At 65.9% G+C, this 15103-nt stretch carries 14 protein-coding genes; 8 read left to right on the top strand and 6 right to left on the bottom strand.

Going from position 1 to position 15103, the window contains the following annotated elements:
* Positions 1-72: 72 nt before the first annotated feature.
* Together ON45_RS09380 and ON45_RS23055 are read right to left on the bottom strand one after the other, a co-directional pair.
* A complete protein-coding gene (locus tag ON45_RS09380; RefSeq protein ID WP_040493394.1) occupies positions 73-1245 on the bottom strand; it encodes an ABC transporter permease in 1173 nt (390 codons plus the stop codon).
* The gene (locus tag ON45_RS23055; RefSeq protein WP_040493393.1) at positions 1242-2762 is read right to left on the bottom strand and encodes a sugar ABC transporter ATP-binding protein; all 1521 of its coding nucleotides are present in this window, start codon (positions 2760-2762) and stop codon (positions 1242-1244) included. Before ON45_RS23055 ends, ON45_RS09380 begins: the two co-directional genes overlap by 4 nt.
* Before the next feature lie 108 nt (positions 2763-2870).
* Here ON45_RS23055 and ON45_RS09370 point away from each other — a divergent pair, with 108 nt between their 5' ends.
* From ON45_RS09370 to ON45_RS09360, 3 genes are all read left to right on the top strand, one after another.
* Positions 2871-4169 (top strand): sugar ABC transporter substrate-binding protein, encoded by a 1299-nt coding sequence (locus ON45_RS09370; protein WP_148288608.1) that lies wholly within the window; start codon positions 2871-2873, stop codon positions 4167-4169.
* Positions 4170-4307: 138 nt separating this feature from the next.
* Positions 4308-5087 (top strand): SDR family NAD(P)-dependent oxidoreductase, encoded by a 780-nt coding sequence (locus ON45_RS09365; RefSeq protein ID WP_040493391.1) that lies wholly within the window; start codon positions 4308-4310, stop codon positions 5085-5087.
* Positions 5088-5114: 27 nt separating this feature from the next.
* Entirely contained in the window at positions 5115-5897 is a 783-nt protein-coding gene (locus tag ON45_RS09360) for an SDR family NAD(P)-dependent oxidoreductase (protein WP_040493390.1), read from the top strand.
* A gap of 122 nt (positions 5898-6019) precedes the next feature.
* On the opposite strand, the gene ON45_RS09355 is transcribed toward ON45_RS09360, so the two are convergent.
* On the bottom strand, positions 6020-7063 hold the full coding sequence (locus tag ON45_RS09355) for an alanine racemase (RefSeq protein ID WP_051062802.1): 1044 nt from the start codon (positions 7061-7063) through the stop codon (positions 6020-6022).
* A gap of 153 nt (positions 7064-7216) precedes the next feature.
* Between ON45_RS09355 and ON45_RS09350 the strand changes: the two genes are divergently transcribed.
* Together ON45_RS09350 and ON45_RS09345 are read left to right on the top strand one after the other, a co-directional pair.
* A complete protein-coding gene (locus tag ON45_RS09350) occupies positions 7217-7753 on the top strand; it encodes a pyridoxamine 5'-phosphate oxidase family protein (protein ID WP_158412311.1) in 537 nt (178 codons plus the stop codon).
* A complete protein-coding gene (locus ON45_RS09345) occupies positions 7750-8403 on the top strand; it encodes a nitroreductase family protein (protein WP_040493389.1) in 654 nt (217 codons plus the stop codon). The genes ON45_RS09350 and ON45_RS09345 overlap by 4 nt, the downstream gene beginning before the upstream one ends.
* Before the next feature lie 34 nt (positions 8404-8437).
* On the opposite strand, the gene ON45_RS09340 is transcribed toward ON45_RS09345, so the two are convergent.
* From ON45_RS09340 to ON45_RS09330, 3 genes are all read right to left on the bottom strand, one after another.
* On the bottom strand, positions 8438-8650 hold the full coding sequence (locus ON45_RS09340) for a hypothetical protein (RefSeq protein WP_040493388.1): 213 nt from the start codon (positions 8648-8650) through the stop codon (positions 8438-8440).
* Positions 8647-10062: an aromatic ring-hydroxylating oxygenase subunit alpha gene (locus tag ON45_RS09335; RefSeq protein ID WP_051062800.1), complete on the bottom strand. Its 1416-nt coding sequence runs from the start codon at positions 10060-10062 to the stop codon at positions 8647-8649. The genes ON45_RS09340 and ON45_RS09335 overlap by 4 nt, the downstream gene beginning before the upstream one ends.
* An 83-nt stretch (positions 10063-10145) precedes the next feature.
* Positions 10146-10493 (bottom strand): putative quinol monooxygenase, encoded by a 348-nt coding sequence (locus ON45_RS09330; protein ID WP_040493387.1) that lies wholly within the window; start codon positions 10491-10493, stop codon positions 10146-10148.
* 97 nt (positions 10494-10590) lie between these two features.
* Here ON45_RS09330 and ON45_RS09325 point away from each other — a divergent pair, with 97 nt between their 5' ends.
* The 3 genes from ON45_RS09325 to ON45_RS09315 all read left to right on the top strand — a co-directional run.
* Positions 10591-11625: a zinc-dependent alcohol dehydrogenase gene (locus ON45_RS09325; protein WP_040493386.1), complete on the top strand. Its 1035-nt coding sequence runs from the start codon at positions 10591-10593 to the stop codon at positions 11623-11625.
* A gap of 161 nt (positions 11626-11786) precedes the next feature.
* Positions 11787-13295, top strand: coding sequence for an ABC transporter substrate-binding protein (locus tag ON45_RS09320; protein ID WP_083914670.1), 1509 nt, complete (start codon positions 11787-11789; stop codon positions 13293-13295).
* Positions 13296-13444: 149 nt separating this feature from the next.
* Positions 13445-15103, top strand: a 1659-nt coding sequence (locus tag ON45_RS09315; RefSeq protein ID WP_040493384.1) for an ABC transporter permease subunit, incomplete at its 3' end; no start/stop codon positions are given.

Genomic DNA, 15103 nt, shown 5'->3' with positions numbered 1-15103 from the left:
AACTTACCGAACGGTCTTTCGTGAACTCCCACCGGACGCCGGCCGGGTGGTCCCCGGCCGGCTGGCGGTGGTTCAGACGGTGGGCTCGGCGACCGCGGTGTCGTCGGTGAGCTTGTTCGTCGGCGATGGTTGTTCCGGTGTCGAGTCACTGCCGGAATCCGTGGTGCGACGCCGGTTGACCTTGACCACGGCCTGTCGGCTCGCGACGGCGACGGCGACGATGAGCGTGAGCCCCTCGAACATCGGCTGCATCCAGTCGATCTCGCTGGGGTAGCGGAGGCCGATTCCCTTGATGCCGAACGCCAGCACGTAGACCGCGATGATCGTGCCCCACACGTTCGGACGACCTTTGAGCTGGCTGGCACCGAAGAAGACGGCGCCGACCGCGGTGAACAACAGCGGCGGGCCCACCGAGGAGGTGTAGACCGCGAATTTCCAGGAGTAGATGAGCCCGGCGAATCCGGCGATCCCGGCGGAAGCGATCAGCGACCCCCAGGCCATCCGATCGGTCTTCACGCCCGAGAGCCGAGCTGCTTCGGCGTTTCCGCCCGTGGCGAACATCTTGCGGCCGACCGGAGTGTGTTCGAGGACATACCAGATGATGGTGGCCACGATCAGTCCGAAGAAGAAGTAGTACGGCAGCTCGATCTGCGTGTCCGACCACGGCCACTTGAACGAGAACAGGCTCGACTTGCCGAAGTTGATGTAGCTCTCGCCGAACGCATTGGTGATGTTGCCACCGTCGTGGATCCGGCGGATGATCGCCGCGATCACCTGGCTCATGCCGAGCGTCGCGATGAAGCTGTTCACCCGCAGCTTGACGACGATGAAGCCGTTCAGTGCACCGATCACCAGACACGCGAGCATTCCGAGCAGGGCCCCGACGCCGTCGGGGAGATCGGTTTCGAGCGCGACCTTGTTCACGATCACCAGACTCAACGCCATCGTGGCGCCGATCGAGAGGTCGAACGTCTGGGTGGTGAGTGGGACGAGGAAGGCGAGCGCGAGGAGGACGACGATGACCTTCTCGGTGAGCACGAACTCGATGCTCCCGTTCCAGACGAGGAAGTTGTTCTCGGTGATCCCGAAGAAGATGAAGAACGCTGCCAGCAGGTAGAGCCCGCTGAACCGGTCGAGGCCGATGCGATGGACCCAGCTCGCGGACGGCGCGGAGTGCCGCTCGATCTCGTCCGGTGATTCCTCGGGCACGTCCTCGTTCGGCTCGGCGTTGATCGTGGTGGTCATGAAGTGGTTGCTTTCGTGGATTGGAGCTGGGCTCGTTCGACGTTTTCGGTGGTCATGTCCGCTCCGCTGAGCTCGGCGACGATCGTGCCGCCCACCATGATCAAGATGCGGTGCGCGGCTTGGACGAGTTCGTCGGTGTCGGTCGACACGACGAGCACTGCGGCACCGTCGCCGGCCGCCTGATCGATCAGTTGGAGGATCTGATCCTTTGCCTTGACATCGATCCCACTCGTCGGCTCGTCGAGGACGAGGACCGACGGAGTCAGGCGGAGACTCCGACCGAACAGGACCTTCTGCTGGTTCCCGCCGCTCAGTGCTGCGATCGGAACCCCGGTACCGGCGGTCTTGATCTGGAGTCGATCGATCCATTCGAGACACTCGGCGCGCTCGTCCCGGTGGCGCAGACGACCGCCGCGCCAGTTCCGATCGACATCGGCCAGGGTGAGGTTGTGGGTGACCGACTCGAGCGGGATGATGCCGTGGGTCGCCCGGTCGGCCGGGACGAACGCCATTCCTGCCGAGATCGCGGCGTGCGGGTCGTAGTTCGGGATCGACGTGCCGCACACGACCACGTTCCCGGATTCGCTCGGGGCCTGGCCGGTGATGAACGGGGCGACCAGCTCGCGTCCCGATCCGGTGATCCCGGCGACGCCGACCACCTCGCCGGGCTGCACGACGAGATCGAGGTCGGCGATCGTTCCGCCTCGAATCGACTCGACCGCCAGGCCGGCGGTCTCGCCGACGCGAGCGACCGAGCGATGGTCGACGTGCTCGAGTCGGTGTCCGATCATCAGCTCGATGAGCCGTTCGTGGTCGAGGTCGGAGGTGGACTCGGTGGTCACCCGGACGCCGTCGCGGAGCACGGTGACGTCGTCGGCGATCTCGAACACCTCGTCGAGGTGGTGCGACACGTAGAGGATCGCGACGCCGCGTTCCTTGAGCAGTCGGATCGCGCGGAAGAGCCGTTCGACGTCGGCGCCGGGGAGCGACGCGGTCGGCTCGTCGAGCACGAGCAGATGGGCGTTGTCCTCCCAGCCGTCGAGCGCTCTCGCAAGCGCCACCGCGGTCTTCTCCGACGGGGCGAGCGCGGCGATGGGGACATCGACCGGCACGTCGGTGAAGCCGAGTGCGGCGAGTCCGTCCACCGCTCGTCGCCGGTCGGCCTGCCAGTTGATCCGGCCGAACCGGCCCGTGGTGTAGCCCACGCCCATCGAAATGTTCTCGACGGCGTTCAGCGTGTCGACGAGTCCGAGATCCTGGTGGACGAACCGGACTCCGGCGTCCTTCGCCGCTTCCCCGTCGCCGAGGCGCAGATCATGTCCGGCGAGTCGGGCCGACGAGCCGGGGTCGGGTTCGTGGTAGCCGGCCAGGATCTTGATGAACGTCGACTTGCCCGATCCGTTCTGTCCCACCAGTGCGTGAGTACGCCCGGCCTCGATCTCGATGTCGAATTCGTCGAGCGCGACCTGGCCCGGAAATGACTTGGTCAGGTCGCGGACGACCAGCAGTTTGGACACGAATTTCCCCCACTCGCATCGAACCTCGTCGATGATGCCCCTTCGATGCGAGAAATATACTAACTGGTCAATTAGCTTGTGACCAATACCACAACTACACAGGGGGAAATGATGAAGTCCAGAACACGAATCCTTGCCGCGCCGCTGGCGTTGGCACTCGCCGTCGCCGCGTGCGGGGGCAGCGACGACTCCGACGATTCCGGCGACTCCGGCGACGACGAAGCATCCGCAACGGCGGCTGCCGAAGAAGAAACAACCGAGACCGAGGCCGCCGACGACGAGGTTGCCGAGGAAGAGGCAGCCGATGACGAGGCGTCCGAGGACGCAGCAGACGCCGCCGACGAAGAAGCCGCGGACGACGAGGCCGGCGATGACGAGGCCGCCGCGGAGGGCGGAGACGGCGTCGCAGCAGCGCAGGCGTTCGTCGACGAGAACCTCGTCCCGCCTGCCGACATCGGTCCGACGATTCCGCTCGACTCGGTGCCGGAGGCGAAGACGGTGGCGTGGCTCGACTGCTCGCTGCCATCGTGCGCAGCGATCGGCATCGGCTTCGAAGAGGCCACCGCAGCACTCGGATGGAACCTCGAGACCATCACCTACACCACCGACGCTGCGTCGTCCTTCCAGCAGGCGATCGATCAGGGTGTCGACTACGTCGGGATCTCCGGCACACCGCCGGCGCTGATCCAGGATCAGCTCGACGCGGCGAACGCGGCCGGGATCAAGACGATGAGTTGCTTCGATGCGACCCTGCCCGCCGAGGACGGCTTCGCGATGCAGTGCGGCGACGCAACGTCGGTCGAGGTCGCCGGTGAGATGATCTCGAACGCGATCATCGCCGACTCCGGTGGCTCGGCCAACGTGTTGATGGTCAACATCCCGGACTTCACGGTGCTGGCCGTCGAGAGCGAGGCGTCGCAGGCGACCTACGACGCGAACTGCCCCGACTGCACGTTCGAGGAACTCGCGTTGACGCTCGACCAACTGCTGGCTGGTGAGGTGCCGGGCGCCATCGTGGCGTCGCTGCAGTCGAACCCGGACATCGACTACCTGCACTTCGCATTCGACGGACTGGCCGGTGGCGTCGTCGCCACCCTCCAGGACGCGGACCTGCTCGAGGGCGTCAATCTCGTTGGTGTCGACTACAACGGCCAGATCCTCCAGGAGATCGTCGATGGGACGCAGCAGTTCTGGACGACCAACCCGAAGACCTACGCCGGATGGCTCATGGTCGACGCGATGGCGCGCGACGCGGTCGGAATGGACAACCCGGAAGAGCGCGAGAACGCCATGGTGCCGTCGTTCCTCGTCAACTCGCCCGAGGTGGCCGAGCCGCTGATCCCGACCGATGGTTGGCCGGGGCCGGAGGGCATGGATCAGCAGTTCGCCGAGCTCTGGGGCGTCTGATTCCAGGAGCGAGCGACTGAACGGTTGGCTCCCGCAGCGGCCGTCGGATCCGTCCGACGGCCGCTGCGGTCCAACTCCGATCGGCCGGGCGCAGCCGCGCTACGGTCGCCGCGAACGACAGAAGATCGAGGGGAATTCATGGGAGTACTGGACGGGCGGGTTGCCTGTATCACCGGCGGAACGCGAGGTATCGGCCTCGGAGTCGCCCGAGGTTTCTTGGACGAAGGGGCACAGGTCGTCGTCAACGGGCGCGATGCGAGCAAGGCCGAGCGCACTCTGGCCGAACTGGATGCGGGGGATCGTGTCCACTTCATCGCCGGCGACGTGAAGCAACGTGAATCGTGTGAGGCGATCGTCGACGGCACGGTGGATCATTTCGGACGAATCGACATCCTGGTCGCCAACGCCGGCGGTGCGTCCAACCATGCCCCGATCGCGGAGCTGACCGACGAGGCCATGCAGGACTCGCTCGTGTGGAACTTCTGGCACACGTTCTGGACGATGCGTCGAGCGTTCCACTACATGATCCCGCAGGAATCGGGTCGTGTCATGAGCGTCAGTTCGCTCGAGGGCAAGGTCGGCAAGCCGGGGATCTCGATCTACGTCGTCGCCAAACACGCGATCAACGGCTTGATCAAGTCGGCGTCGCAAGAGGTGGGCACGCTCGGGATCACGGTGAACGCACTCTGCCCCGGAGCGATCGAGACCGACATCATGATGGCGGAGGGTCCCGCCGCCGCGGAGTCGATGGGCATGGACTACGACGGCTTGTTGGAGATGTTCGCCTCCGAATCGGCGATCAAGCGTCTCAACGAGGTCGAGGACGTCGCCGCGGTGGCGACGCTGCTCGCTTCCGACGCCGGGGCCGGGATCACCGGTTCGCTCATCTCCATCGACGGCGGCACGGCTCCCTACTGAGCCGGGAACAGGACGAAAGGAACTCTCATGGGAAAGCTCGACGGAAAGGTCGCCTGCATCACGGGCGGCACACGCAGCATCGGCCGCGGCATGGCCGATGCATTCATCGCGGAAGGCGCCAAGGTCGTCGTCAACGGTCGCAACGAAGCCAAGGGTCAACGATGCCTCGAGGAGATGGACGCGGGTGACAACGCTGCGTTCTACGCCGGTGATGCCTCCAAGCAGGAAGCGGTGGAAGGACTGATCGACTTCACGATCGAGCAGTACGGCCAGCTCGACATCTGCTGTCTCAATTCAGGTGGCGTCCAGATGACCGCGCCGGTCTTCCAGATGACCGACGAGGAGTGGGAACTCGAGGTCGACTGGAACCTGAACCACGTGTTCTGGGGAATGCGCCGCGCGCTGCAACACATGATTCCGCGCGAGACGGGACGAGTGATCGTCACGTCGTCGGTCGAGGGCAAACTCGGCAAGCCCGGCATTCCCGGCTACGCCGCGACCAAGCACGCCGTCAACGGGCTGGTGAAGGCCGCGGCCCACGAGACGGGAACGCTCGGCATCACGGTGAACGCGATCCTGCCGGGAATCATCGAGACCGACATCGTGCGGGCGACCGGTCCGGACTCCGCGATCGCGATGGGACTCGAGAACTACGACGCGCTGATCGAGGCGTTCAGCTCGGAGTCGGCGATCAAGCGACCGAACAAGGTCGAAGAGGTGGCAGCTGTCGCCGTGCTGATGGCGTCGGACGCCGGCAAGAACATGACCGGATGCATGTTCCCCGTCGACGGCGGCACGATGCCCTACTGACCGTCGTTGTGGTTCTCGTCGCGATTCTGCCCGGCGGACGGGCGCAAGCGCGACGAGAACCCTGCCTGCGACACGTCCTCGAGAACGTGCGCAGGTGAAGCCGGCGGCATGACGGGCCGGTGTCACCAGTGGCGGAGATCGACCTCCCACCGGTCGACGATGTCGTCTCCGTCGACGACCCACATGCACTCGTGCTTCGCGATCGTGGGATCGACGTGTGCCGGTTGCAGCCGGACGCGATCGCCGACCGACCAGTTCTCGAAATCGGGCGGGAGCAGAGTGGCGTGTTCGTCGGAGAGGAAGAACACGTCCCCGCCGTCCCACGACGGATTGCCGTGGTCCATCGCCATCGACTTGAGCCCGGTGTCGGCGATGATCCACCCCTTCGGGCTGATCGAGATCACCGTGCCGAGGACGTTCAGCGCGACCTGGAACGGAAGATCGAGCTTGGCGTAATCGCTGTCGAGCAGGGTGTAGCTGCCGGCCTGGATCTCTGTGCACCACGTGTTGGTGTCGAACGTGCCCGTGCCGCCGGCGGAGACGATGTCGCCGCCGACGTCGCCTGCCGCGGCGACGAGTTGCTCCATCGCGGCGCCGACTCGCTCGATGCGCTCTGCTCGATCCTCGACCATCATCAAGTGACCCTCGTAGCCCATCACCCCGCGGACCTCCAGCCCTGCGGATCGGGCGCGGTCCGCCAGTCGTCCAGCGTCCGTCGAATCACACCCGCAGCGCGGAAGGCCGACCTCGACGTCGATCAGCACCGACCGGATCCCGCTGGAGATCACTGCGTCGACCGTCGAGTCGGAGTCGACGGCAGCGGTGATGTTCGCTTCGACGCTGTCGTCCGCCACGAGCACACCGAGACGGGCGAGGTCGAGCGACTCGTTGGCCAACAACACGTCGTGGCCGAGACCGGCGGCAACCAGTCCCTCCACCTCGCGCGGGGTGGCGCAGCAGAAGCCGGTGTGGCCGTCGGCGGCGAGACGAGCGGCCAACGCCGTCGACTTGAACGCCTTCACGTGGGGGCGGAGCTCGGTTCCCGGTCGCACGGCATCCATCGCAGCGAGGTTCGATTCGAAGATCGATTTCTCCACGACGAGCGCCGGAGTCGGGAGGTCGTCGATCGTGGTCGGATCCGGTCGAGTGGGTCGATCACTGCTCATTCCCCGAGTGAACCACGCCCACGCCCGGGTCCCCGGTGTTTCCGGGGACTTCTGCAGACGAAAGCACCCGATGGGACGGAGATGTCCGGATGGACTCGCTCGGTGTGGTGGTCCGCATCGTTTCGTGCGTCGCCGTCGCCGTACCGTTCGGACATGAGCGAACCAGCCGACAATTACGAAGACGTGACCGTATTCGGCCTCGATGACGACGACGAGGCGCAGATGCTCGACGCACAGAACGAGTGCACCTTCATCTGGTCGAACAAGGAGGGCTGGCCGGTCGGGGTGATCATGTCGTACGTGTATCGCGAGGGCCGGTTCTGGCTCACGGCGTCGAGTCAGCGAGCACGAATCAGCGCAGTGAAGCGCGACCCGCGGGTGTGCATCGTGGTCACGTCGACCGGATCGAGCATGGCGCGCAACAAGACGGTCACGTACAAGGGCACGTGCACGTTGCACGACGACGACGCGACGAAGGAGTGGTTCTACCCGGCGCTGGCCGGTGCCATCCGCCCCGACGACGCCGATGCTGCGGCGCTCTTCGTCCAGTTCCTCGACTCCCCACGTCGGGTGATTCTGGAGGTCGAGCCGACGCAGCGAATCGGATACGACGGAGCGAAGATGGGCAAAGCCACCGCGGAATGGATGGCCGCGCAGGCACCGGCGGTCGATGCCGGGACGGGCGCATGACCGAGCGCGCGCCGCACGCCACACTCGGTCTCAGCGCCGACGAGGTGCTGACGACGACGCGCAGTGTCCGCAAGCGTCTCGATCTCACCCGCGACGTCCCAGGCGACGTACTGCTCGACTGCATCGACATCGCTCATCAGTCGCCGACCGGATCGAACTCGCAGCGTTGGCGGTGGATGATCGTCGACGACGTGGACAAGCGTGGCCAGATCGCCGACATCTACCGCGCGAACTTCGAAGCCGCCTATGCGGGTGCTCCCGAGCCCGAACCGGGCTCGCAGGCCGATCGCGTGAACCAGTCGGCTCGACACCTGGCGGAGCACATGCACGAGGTTCCGATCCTCGTGATCCCGCTGCTCGCGGATCGAATGGGGGAGGGGACGCCGTCGGGTCGCCAGGCGTCACGCTGGGGCGGGATCCTCCCCGCGGTGTGGAGTTTCATGCTGGCGCTGCGTGAGCGTGGACTCGGCTCGGCGTGGACGTCATTGCATCTCTCGAACGAGCGCGACGTCGCCGAGATCCTCGAGATCCCGTACGACGACTACAGCCAGGCCGGCTTGTTCCCGGTGGCGTACACGATCGGCACCGACTTCCAGCTCGCCAAACGTCCACCCGCCGAAGAATTCGTCCGCTGGAACACCTGGTCCTAGAACCTGCGCGTCGGTGCCTGCCACCAACGCGCGGTCAGGCGTCGGGCGCGGGGTTGACGCGGTGGTTGGTGACGATCGGGCCGCCGACCCAGCCGCACAGTTGGGGGTCGCACTCGCGGAGTTCGCCGGAGATCCAGTGTCCGTCGGTGCCGAAGATGCCGACCTTGTCGCCGAGCGTGACGCGGATGTTGCCGTTCCCATCCTGCTCGTGGAGGGCGCCGGTGAAGGGATGCACGATGCCGTTCACGACTGGCGCGCTTTCGCTCCGGTGCCGACACTGACCGGCACGTCGTCGTTCACCCACTCGCCGAGCAAGGTGTGCAGCCAGCGGATCTTCGACTCCTGGTAATTGGAGAACGTCGCCCCCGGCTTCCGAGTGGTCTCGAGACCCTTCTGCACCTTGGCCATGTTGAACACGTCCTGCTGGAAGACCTTGCCGAGCATTCCGAGCACCGGGGCGTCCGTCCAGGGGTCGTCGACGCCCAGCTTGATCTCCTCGGCCGGCGGCGGTCGCTCACCCTTGAACGGCGAGAGCAGGAAGCACTCCATGATCGCCGAGCGGTGGTCGTCGCCGTTCGGGCGGAACCGGTACACGATCCGGTTGAACGCGCCCCAGGGGTGGAAGTTCGGAAACGCCGTGTAGTCGAGCGAGTCCATCATCTCCGAGTCGCTCATCTGATCGACCGCGTCGCCGACGATCGGGCGCCAGCGCTCCCGCGTCATCTGCGACAAGGTGGCGCGCGCCGTGTGTCCCTCCTGAATCGACACGGGGGATTCGTGGTCGACACGGACGTCGAGCATCGCCCGTGCAAGGTCGGTCTCGGTGAGGTCGACGTCGCCCAGCAGCGGGCTCGGCGTGCCACCGGGCGTGATCACCCGTGAGCAGTTCTCGAACACGTCGACCTGGCTGTTGACGTCGCCGAGGTACGTGAGGATCTGCGGGTGTGTGGCGTTGACGTGGTACGCCTCGCAGAACGCCTCCTGCGCGATCTTCCAGTTCGCCTCGATGATCCGCGACACGTGCCCTTCGACGTAGCGGTCCTCCAGGTTCCACACCTCGAAGTGCTCGATCAGATCACCGAGCTGTTCGGCGAGCGGCGAGGCATCGGGGTCGGGGTTGATGAAGACGAACCCGGCCCAGGTGTCGACGCTGCACTCGGGCAAGGTGAAGTCGTCAGGGCGCTGATCGACGTGTGGGAAGTCCCACGCCGCCGGCACGTCCTGCAGGTTGCCGTCCAGCTTCCACGCGAATCCGTGGAACGGACAACGGATCTCGGAGCAGTGTCCGTCGTACTCCTTGAGTTGGCGGCCGCGGTGGAGGCAGGCGTTCGGATACGACTTGATCGAGCCGTCGTCCTGACGCACGACGAGGAACGAGAGTTCCGCGATCTCGTAGATGATGTAGTCGCCGGCCTCGGGGATGTGTTCCTCGCGGCATGCGAACTGCCACACCTTCGACCACATCTGGTCGACCTCTCGTCGGTGCCATTCCCGCGAGGTGTACCGCTCGATGGGGACGTCCTCGCTGCCGAGGTACTTGGGAGATTCGAGGCGCAGGACCTCGTGTACCGGATGGGTGTCGGCGTCGAGCAGGTCCTGATAGGAGAGGCCCGGCGAGCGTGCTCCGGTGTCGAGTTCGGAGTTCTCGGTCGCTGTCATCTGCCCATTATTGATCAGACGATCACTTTTCGACGTAGCGGGAGCGATCCGACGTCGCGTCGAGGTCGGAACCGTCGCTCGTCTCAGTCGAATGCAGCGCTCGGCGTGCGATCCGCGTTGTAGACCGGCGCGGTGGCGTCGATGCGATGTTTCCGGCTCACCGCGCTCACGAGTCCTCCGGCACCCAGCATGTCCCGCATGGCGTGGTAGTTCGGGTGGTCGAAGTGCGCCTGGAGAGATTCCTCGGACTCCCACAGTTCGTACACCTGGATCAGGTCGTCCTCGCACGGATCGGCCGCGAAGCAGTAGACCACGCAGCCGGGCTCGTCGTCACGGGTCGCCTGCTGGATCGGAATCGATCGGTCGATCAGGGCTTGGCGGGTGGAGGGGTCGGCAACGGTGATCGCGGCTTCGACGGCGATGAGGCTCATTGGGTGTTCTCCGGTTCGGACTCGTCGGGAGGGAGCGGACGCGGGTCAGTATGTCCATGCGCTCGCACCCGACGACGAGCCGGAGGAGAAACCGAACATGCACGCTGCCCTCATCACCGGAACCGAAACAGTCGAACTCGTCGAGTTTCCCGACCCGACTCCCGCACCCGCCGGAGTCGTCGTCGACATCGCGTACTGCGGGATCTGCGGTACCGACATCCACGCGTACCAGTCGGGCCGCCCGTACAACCCGGCGATCTGTGGCCACGAGTGGTCGGGCACGCTGTCGGCGATCGGTGCCGAGGTCAACTCGTTGTCCGAAGGTGACCGCGTCGTCGTCGCTGCCGCTCCGGCGTGCGGGCAGTGCACGGCGTGTCGTCGTGGGCAAGCCGATCGGTGTCAGGTTTCGTTCCTGTCGGCGGTCGGCCGCGACGAACTGGCTCCACCGCACGGTGGCTTCGCTCCGAGGCTCGCGGTCGCCTCGAGCCGTGTCGTGCGGACCGACTCCGGTCTGACCGACCTGCAGGCAGCTCAAGTCGAACCGATTACCGTGGCGTTCCACGCGGTCCGCACGAGCGCGCTGCGACTCGGCGACATCGCCGTCATCCAAGGTGGCGGCCCGATCGGGCTCGCCACCATGCAGTGGGTGCGCGCCGCCGGCGCCGGCAAGGTGGTCGTGGTCGAACCGAACGCGCAGCGTCGCGAGCTGGCGTGCGCGCTGGGCGCGCATCATTCCGTCGCTCCGGGCGAGGAGACCGACACGTTGATCGCCGAACTCACTCACGGCCTCGGTGCCGACATCGTGTACGAATGCGTCGGGCGTCCGTTCGCCGTGCAGTCGGCCGTCGACCTCGCGCGCCGGGGAGGCGCGATGTGCCTGATCGGACTCGCCGAGGGCGACGCGCCGATCTCGCCCGGTGCGTGGCTGGTGAAGGAGATCGCGGTGACATCCTCGCTCGCGTACCTGCACGAGGAGTTCGAGATGGCGATGGGGATGATCGCCGATGGGCGGATCCAGGTCGAACCGCTCCACACGTCGACCACCGGCCTCGACGGGTTCGAAGCAGCGTTGGCCGATCTGGCCAGTGGAACGAGCGAACAGGTGAAGGTGCTCGTCGACCCGAACCGGTGACGAGGCGTCGCAGCCGGCCTCACCCCCTGATCGAGATTGGTCCGCTCCGCCTCGTTTCCTTAATGGTCGTTCGGTTACTTTCCGACGCAGCGGAGAGCAACCGCTGTTCGCAGGGGGCGGCCGATGGCCGCATGCACGATTCACAATGGGGGAATGTTGAAATGACGACTCGATCCAATCGGCGCACTCGCCGTGTTACCGCTGCGGTGTTCAGCTTCGCGCTGATCGCGGCAGCGTGCGGGAGCGACAGTGACAGCGACGACGGAAGCGACGGTGAAGCGGCCAGCACCGAGGCGGCCGAGGAGGCGTCGGACGACACCGGCACCGACTCGGAGGAGGCTCCGTCCAGCGATGCGGCCGGCGACGATGCCGGTGAAACCGAAAGCAGTGAGGCCGACGACGGTGGTGGCGACGAAGCAGCCGCCGAACCAGCGGGTGAAGCCACCGGCGAGCCGATCCGAATCGGTGTGCAGAACGCCGAGGGGGACCCCGCAGGCTCGTTCCCCGAGTACTCGATCGCGATCCAGGCGGCGGCTGACTACATCAACGCCGAACTCGGTGGGCTCGGTGGACGTCCGATCGAGATCGAACTCTGCAAGATGGTCGTCGCACCCGACGACTCGCAACGGTGCGCCAACGAGTTGGCGGCCAGCGGAGTCGAACTCGGACTGTCCACGTTCAACTTCTTCGGGAATCACTTCTCGATCTACCAGGGTTCGGACATCCCGGTGATCGTGGGGACCCCGGTGACCATCGCCGACTTCACGTCCGAGGGCGTGTACTCGATCGGCGCCGGCGGTGGATGCCTCGGCGCCCACACCGGACTCGTCGAATTCGCCACGAACCAGATCGAGGAGTTGGAGGGCATCGAGGTCAACACGGTCTCGGTGCCATGGGCCGACACGCCTCCCGGCGTGGTCTGCTACAACGACCTCGAGGCCAAGCCGCTCGACGTCCTGAACGGATCCGAGCCGGCAGCGAGCGAGCGTGCCGGCGAGAAGCCCGACCTCACCTACATCGGCGTGCCGATTGCCCCGGCCGCCCCGGACGTCACTCCGCAGGCGACCGAAGTGCTCGAGAACGATCCGGACGTGATCATCTACTCGGCACAGGGTTCCGATTGCTGGAACTTCGTCGACGCTCTCGGGCGCCTCGGTTGGACCGTGGAGGAGACCCCGTTGGTTCTCTCGAGCTCGTGCACCGACTTCGAAGCCATGCGCGCCGCGGGTGAAACCGCCGAGGGCATCTACATCGTCGGCACCTCCAGCGGCCTGCTGTCCCCGCTCGACAGCCTCGAGGGCAAGCGTCTCGAGGAGGCCACGACCTATCAGGAGAAGGGTGCCGAGTACGGGATGTCGGAGGACGACATCTTCAAGACGTTCGCCAGCGCCGGCTTCGCCTCGATGATGAACATCTGGGAGTTCTCCCAGAACGTGGAGGGCGAAGTGACCGGTCAGGCGATCGCGGACGCTCTCGCCGCCACCGACGGCACGCAGGAAACCTTCGGGAGCACGCCACTCGACTGCTCGGGAGCACCTGAGCCGTACGTGGCGGTCTGCAACGCAACCGTGGGGGCCAACCAGTGGGACGGCGAACAGCTCGACCTGGTCGTCGAGGAGTTCACCGGCCTCGATCTGGTCGCCGGCACGGAGCTTCGCCCCGGCGGCTGAGCACCACGAATCGATCCAGTCGCCGCCCGGCCGTGACGGCCGGGCGGCGATCGGACGAATCGATCGGAGTCACGGCGTCGATGGGGAGGGACGCCGTGAACTCGAATCTCTGAACCGACAACCGCACATCAACACGACCGGGGGACGGCGTGAATGACATCATCTTCGATCTGATCGGTGGGCTGGGCCTGGGCGCACTGTTCGCCATGCTCGGCGCAGGCCTGGTCGTGTCCTACAAGGGCTCGGGCGTCATCAACTTCGCACACGGCGCACTCGCCATGTACGGCATGTTCACGTTCGACACGGCGTGGAACCGGGGCGAACTGTTCCTGCCGTGGCTCGATTTCCTCCCGACCCACACGCTCAACGTTCCGGTGCGGATCACGCTGAGCGATTCGGGGGGATGGCCGTTCCTTCCCTCGTTGATGATCGCGCTCCTGATGGCCGCCTTCCTCGGGTTGGCGGTGCACTTCCTGGTGTTCCGTCCGTTGCGCAACGCTGCGCCGCTCGGCAAGGTCGTCGCATCGGTCGGCATCCTGCTCTACCTCCAGGGGGTGGCGCTGCTCAACTTCGGCACGGCGTTCCCGCAGCCGCGCAGCGTCGTTCCCGACGAGGTGGTGCAGAACTTCCTCGGGCTCGGAAAGCCCTTCCCCCGCAACTCCATCTACGCGTTCTTGTTCAGCCTGCTGTTCGGGCTCGTCCTGTGGGCGGGTTACCGCTACACGCGATTCGGACTCGCCACCCGCGCTGCGGCCGGCAACGAGAAGGGGGCCATCCTCCTCGGCTACTCGCCGCAGACGCTGGCCGCTGTCAACTGGGTGATCGCCTCGGTCAGCGCCACCCTGGCCGTGATCGTCGTCGGTCCGATCCAGGGCACGATCACGCCGATCGGACTGACTGCCCTGATCGTCCCCGCGCTGGCGGCTGCGTTGATCGGCAGCCTGCGCTCGATTCCACTCGCGATCGCGGGCGGCCTCGCGCTCGGAGCGGTTCGCAACCTGCTCGAACTGAACAAGGCGGACTGGTTCGATGTGTCCGGCCTCACGTGGCTCCAGAACGGGGTCAGCGAGGCGATTCCGCTGATCGTGATCGTCATCGTGCTCTACGTGAAGGGACAGTCGTTGCCGATCCGCGGCACGATCAAGGAGCGGCGTCTCCCGCTCGCTCCCATGCCGAAGCGAATGTTCGAGCACGCGCTGGTGTGGGTCACCGTGATCTCGCTCCTCGCGTTCGTCTTCGAGAATTCCGGCGGGCGCACCCGCTTCGCCGGGTCGCTCCAGCAAGGCTTGATCTTCGCGATCGTGAGTCTGTCGCTCGTCGTGCTCACCGGGTACACCGGCCAGATCTCGTTGGCGCAGATGTCGTTCGCCGGCATCGCCGCCTTCATCACTGCACGGATGATGGCCGACGGCATCGGCCGCGGGTCCAACCTCGTGCCCGTCGACGGACCGGGACTCCCGTGGCCGATCGCAGGAGCCATCGGGGTGGTGGTCGCCGTGATCGTCGGTGTGGTCGTCGGCCTGCCAGCCGTACGAATACGCGGCGTCCAACTCGCGGTCGTCACCATCGCCGCCGCCGTCGCGATCCAGTCGCTGTACCTCGAGAACGAGGTGATCACGCAGCTGCGCGCCGGGGTCCCGGCGTTCGTGAAGGAACCGACGTTCTTCGGCGTCGACATCGCCGCGCGAAGCGTTCGCCAGCAGAACGAGAATCCGGCATTCGTCATCTTCGGCGGCATCGTGCTGGCTCTGCTCGGGATCGCCGTGGCGAATCTGCGCCGCACCGGGATCGGTCGACGATTCCTGGCG

Source organism: Ilumatobacter nonamiensis YM16-303 (genome assembly GCF_000350145.1).
Lineage (GTDB): Bacteria > Actinomycetota > Acidimicrobiia > Acidimicrobiales > Ilumatobacteraceae > Ilumatobacter_A > Ilumatobacter_A nonamiensis.
Note: the sequence above shows the minus strand (reverse complement) of the source record. Positions and strands in the feature narration are given on the sequence as shown.

Bases quoted from the DNA above. Each gene is read 5' to 3' on its own strand.
- ON45_RS09380 (WP_040493394.1), bottom strand. From the start codon at position 1,245: ATGACCACCACGATCAACGCCGAGCCGAACGAGGACGTGCCCGAGGAA.
- ON45_RS09360 (WP_040493390.1), top strand. From the start codon at position 5,115: ATGGGAAAGCTCGACGGAAAGGTCGCCTGCATCACGGGCGGCACACGC.
- ON45_RS09365 (WP_040493391.1), top strand. From the start codon at position 4,308: ATGGGAGTACTGGACGGGCGGGTTGCCTGTATCACCGGCGGAACGCGA.
- ON45_RS09345 (WP_040493389.1), top strand. From the start codon at position 7,750: ATGACCGAGCGCGCGCCGCACGCCACACTCGGTCTCAGCGCCGACGAG.
- ON45_RS09355 (WP_051062802.1), bottom strand. From the start codon at position 7,063: ATGAGCAGTGATCGACCCACTCGACCGGATCCGACCACGATCGACGAC.
- ON45_RS09335 (WP_051062800.1), bottom strand. From the start codon at position 10,062: ATGACAGCGACCGAGAACTCCGAACTCGACACCGGAGCACGCTCGCCG.
- ON45_RS09370 (WP_148288608.1), top strand. From the start codon at position 2,871: ATGATGAAGTCCAGAACACGAATCCTTGCCGCGCCGCTGGCGTTGGCA.
- ON45_RS09325 (WP_040493386.1), top strand. From the start codon at position 10,591: ATGCACGCTGCCCTCATCACCGGAACCGAAACAGTCGAACTCGTCGAG.
- ON45_RS09330 (WP_040493387.1), bottom strand. From the start codon at position 10,493: ATGAGCCTCATCGCCGTCGAAGCCGCGATCACCGTTGCCGACCCCTCC.
- ON45_RS09320 (WP_083914670.1), top strand. From the start codon at position 11,787: ATGACGACTCGATCCAATCGGCGCACTCGCCGTGTTACCGCTGCGGTG.
- ON45_RS09350 (WP_158412311.1), top strand. From the start codon at position 7,217: ATGAGCGAACCAGCCGACAATTACGAAGACGTGACCGTATTCGGCCTC.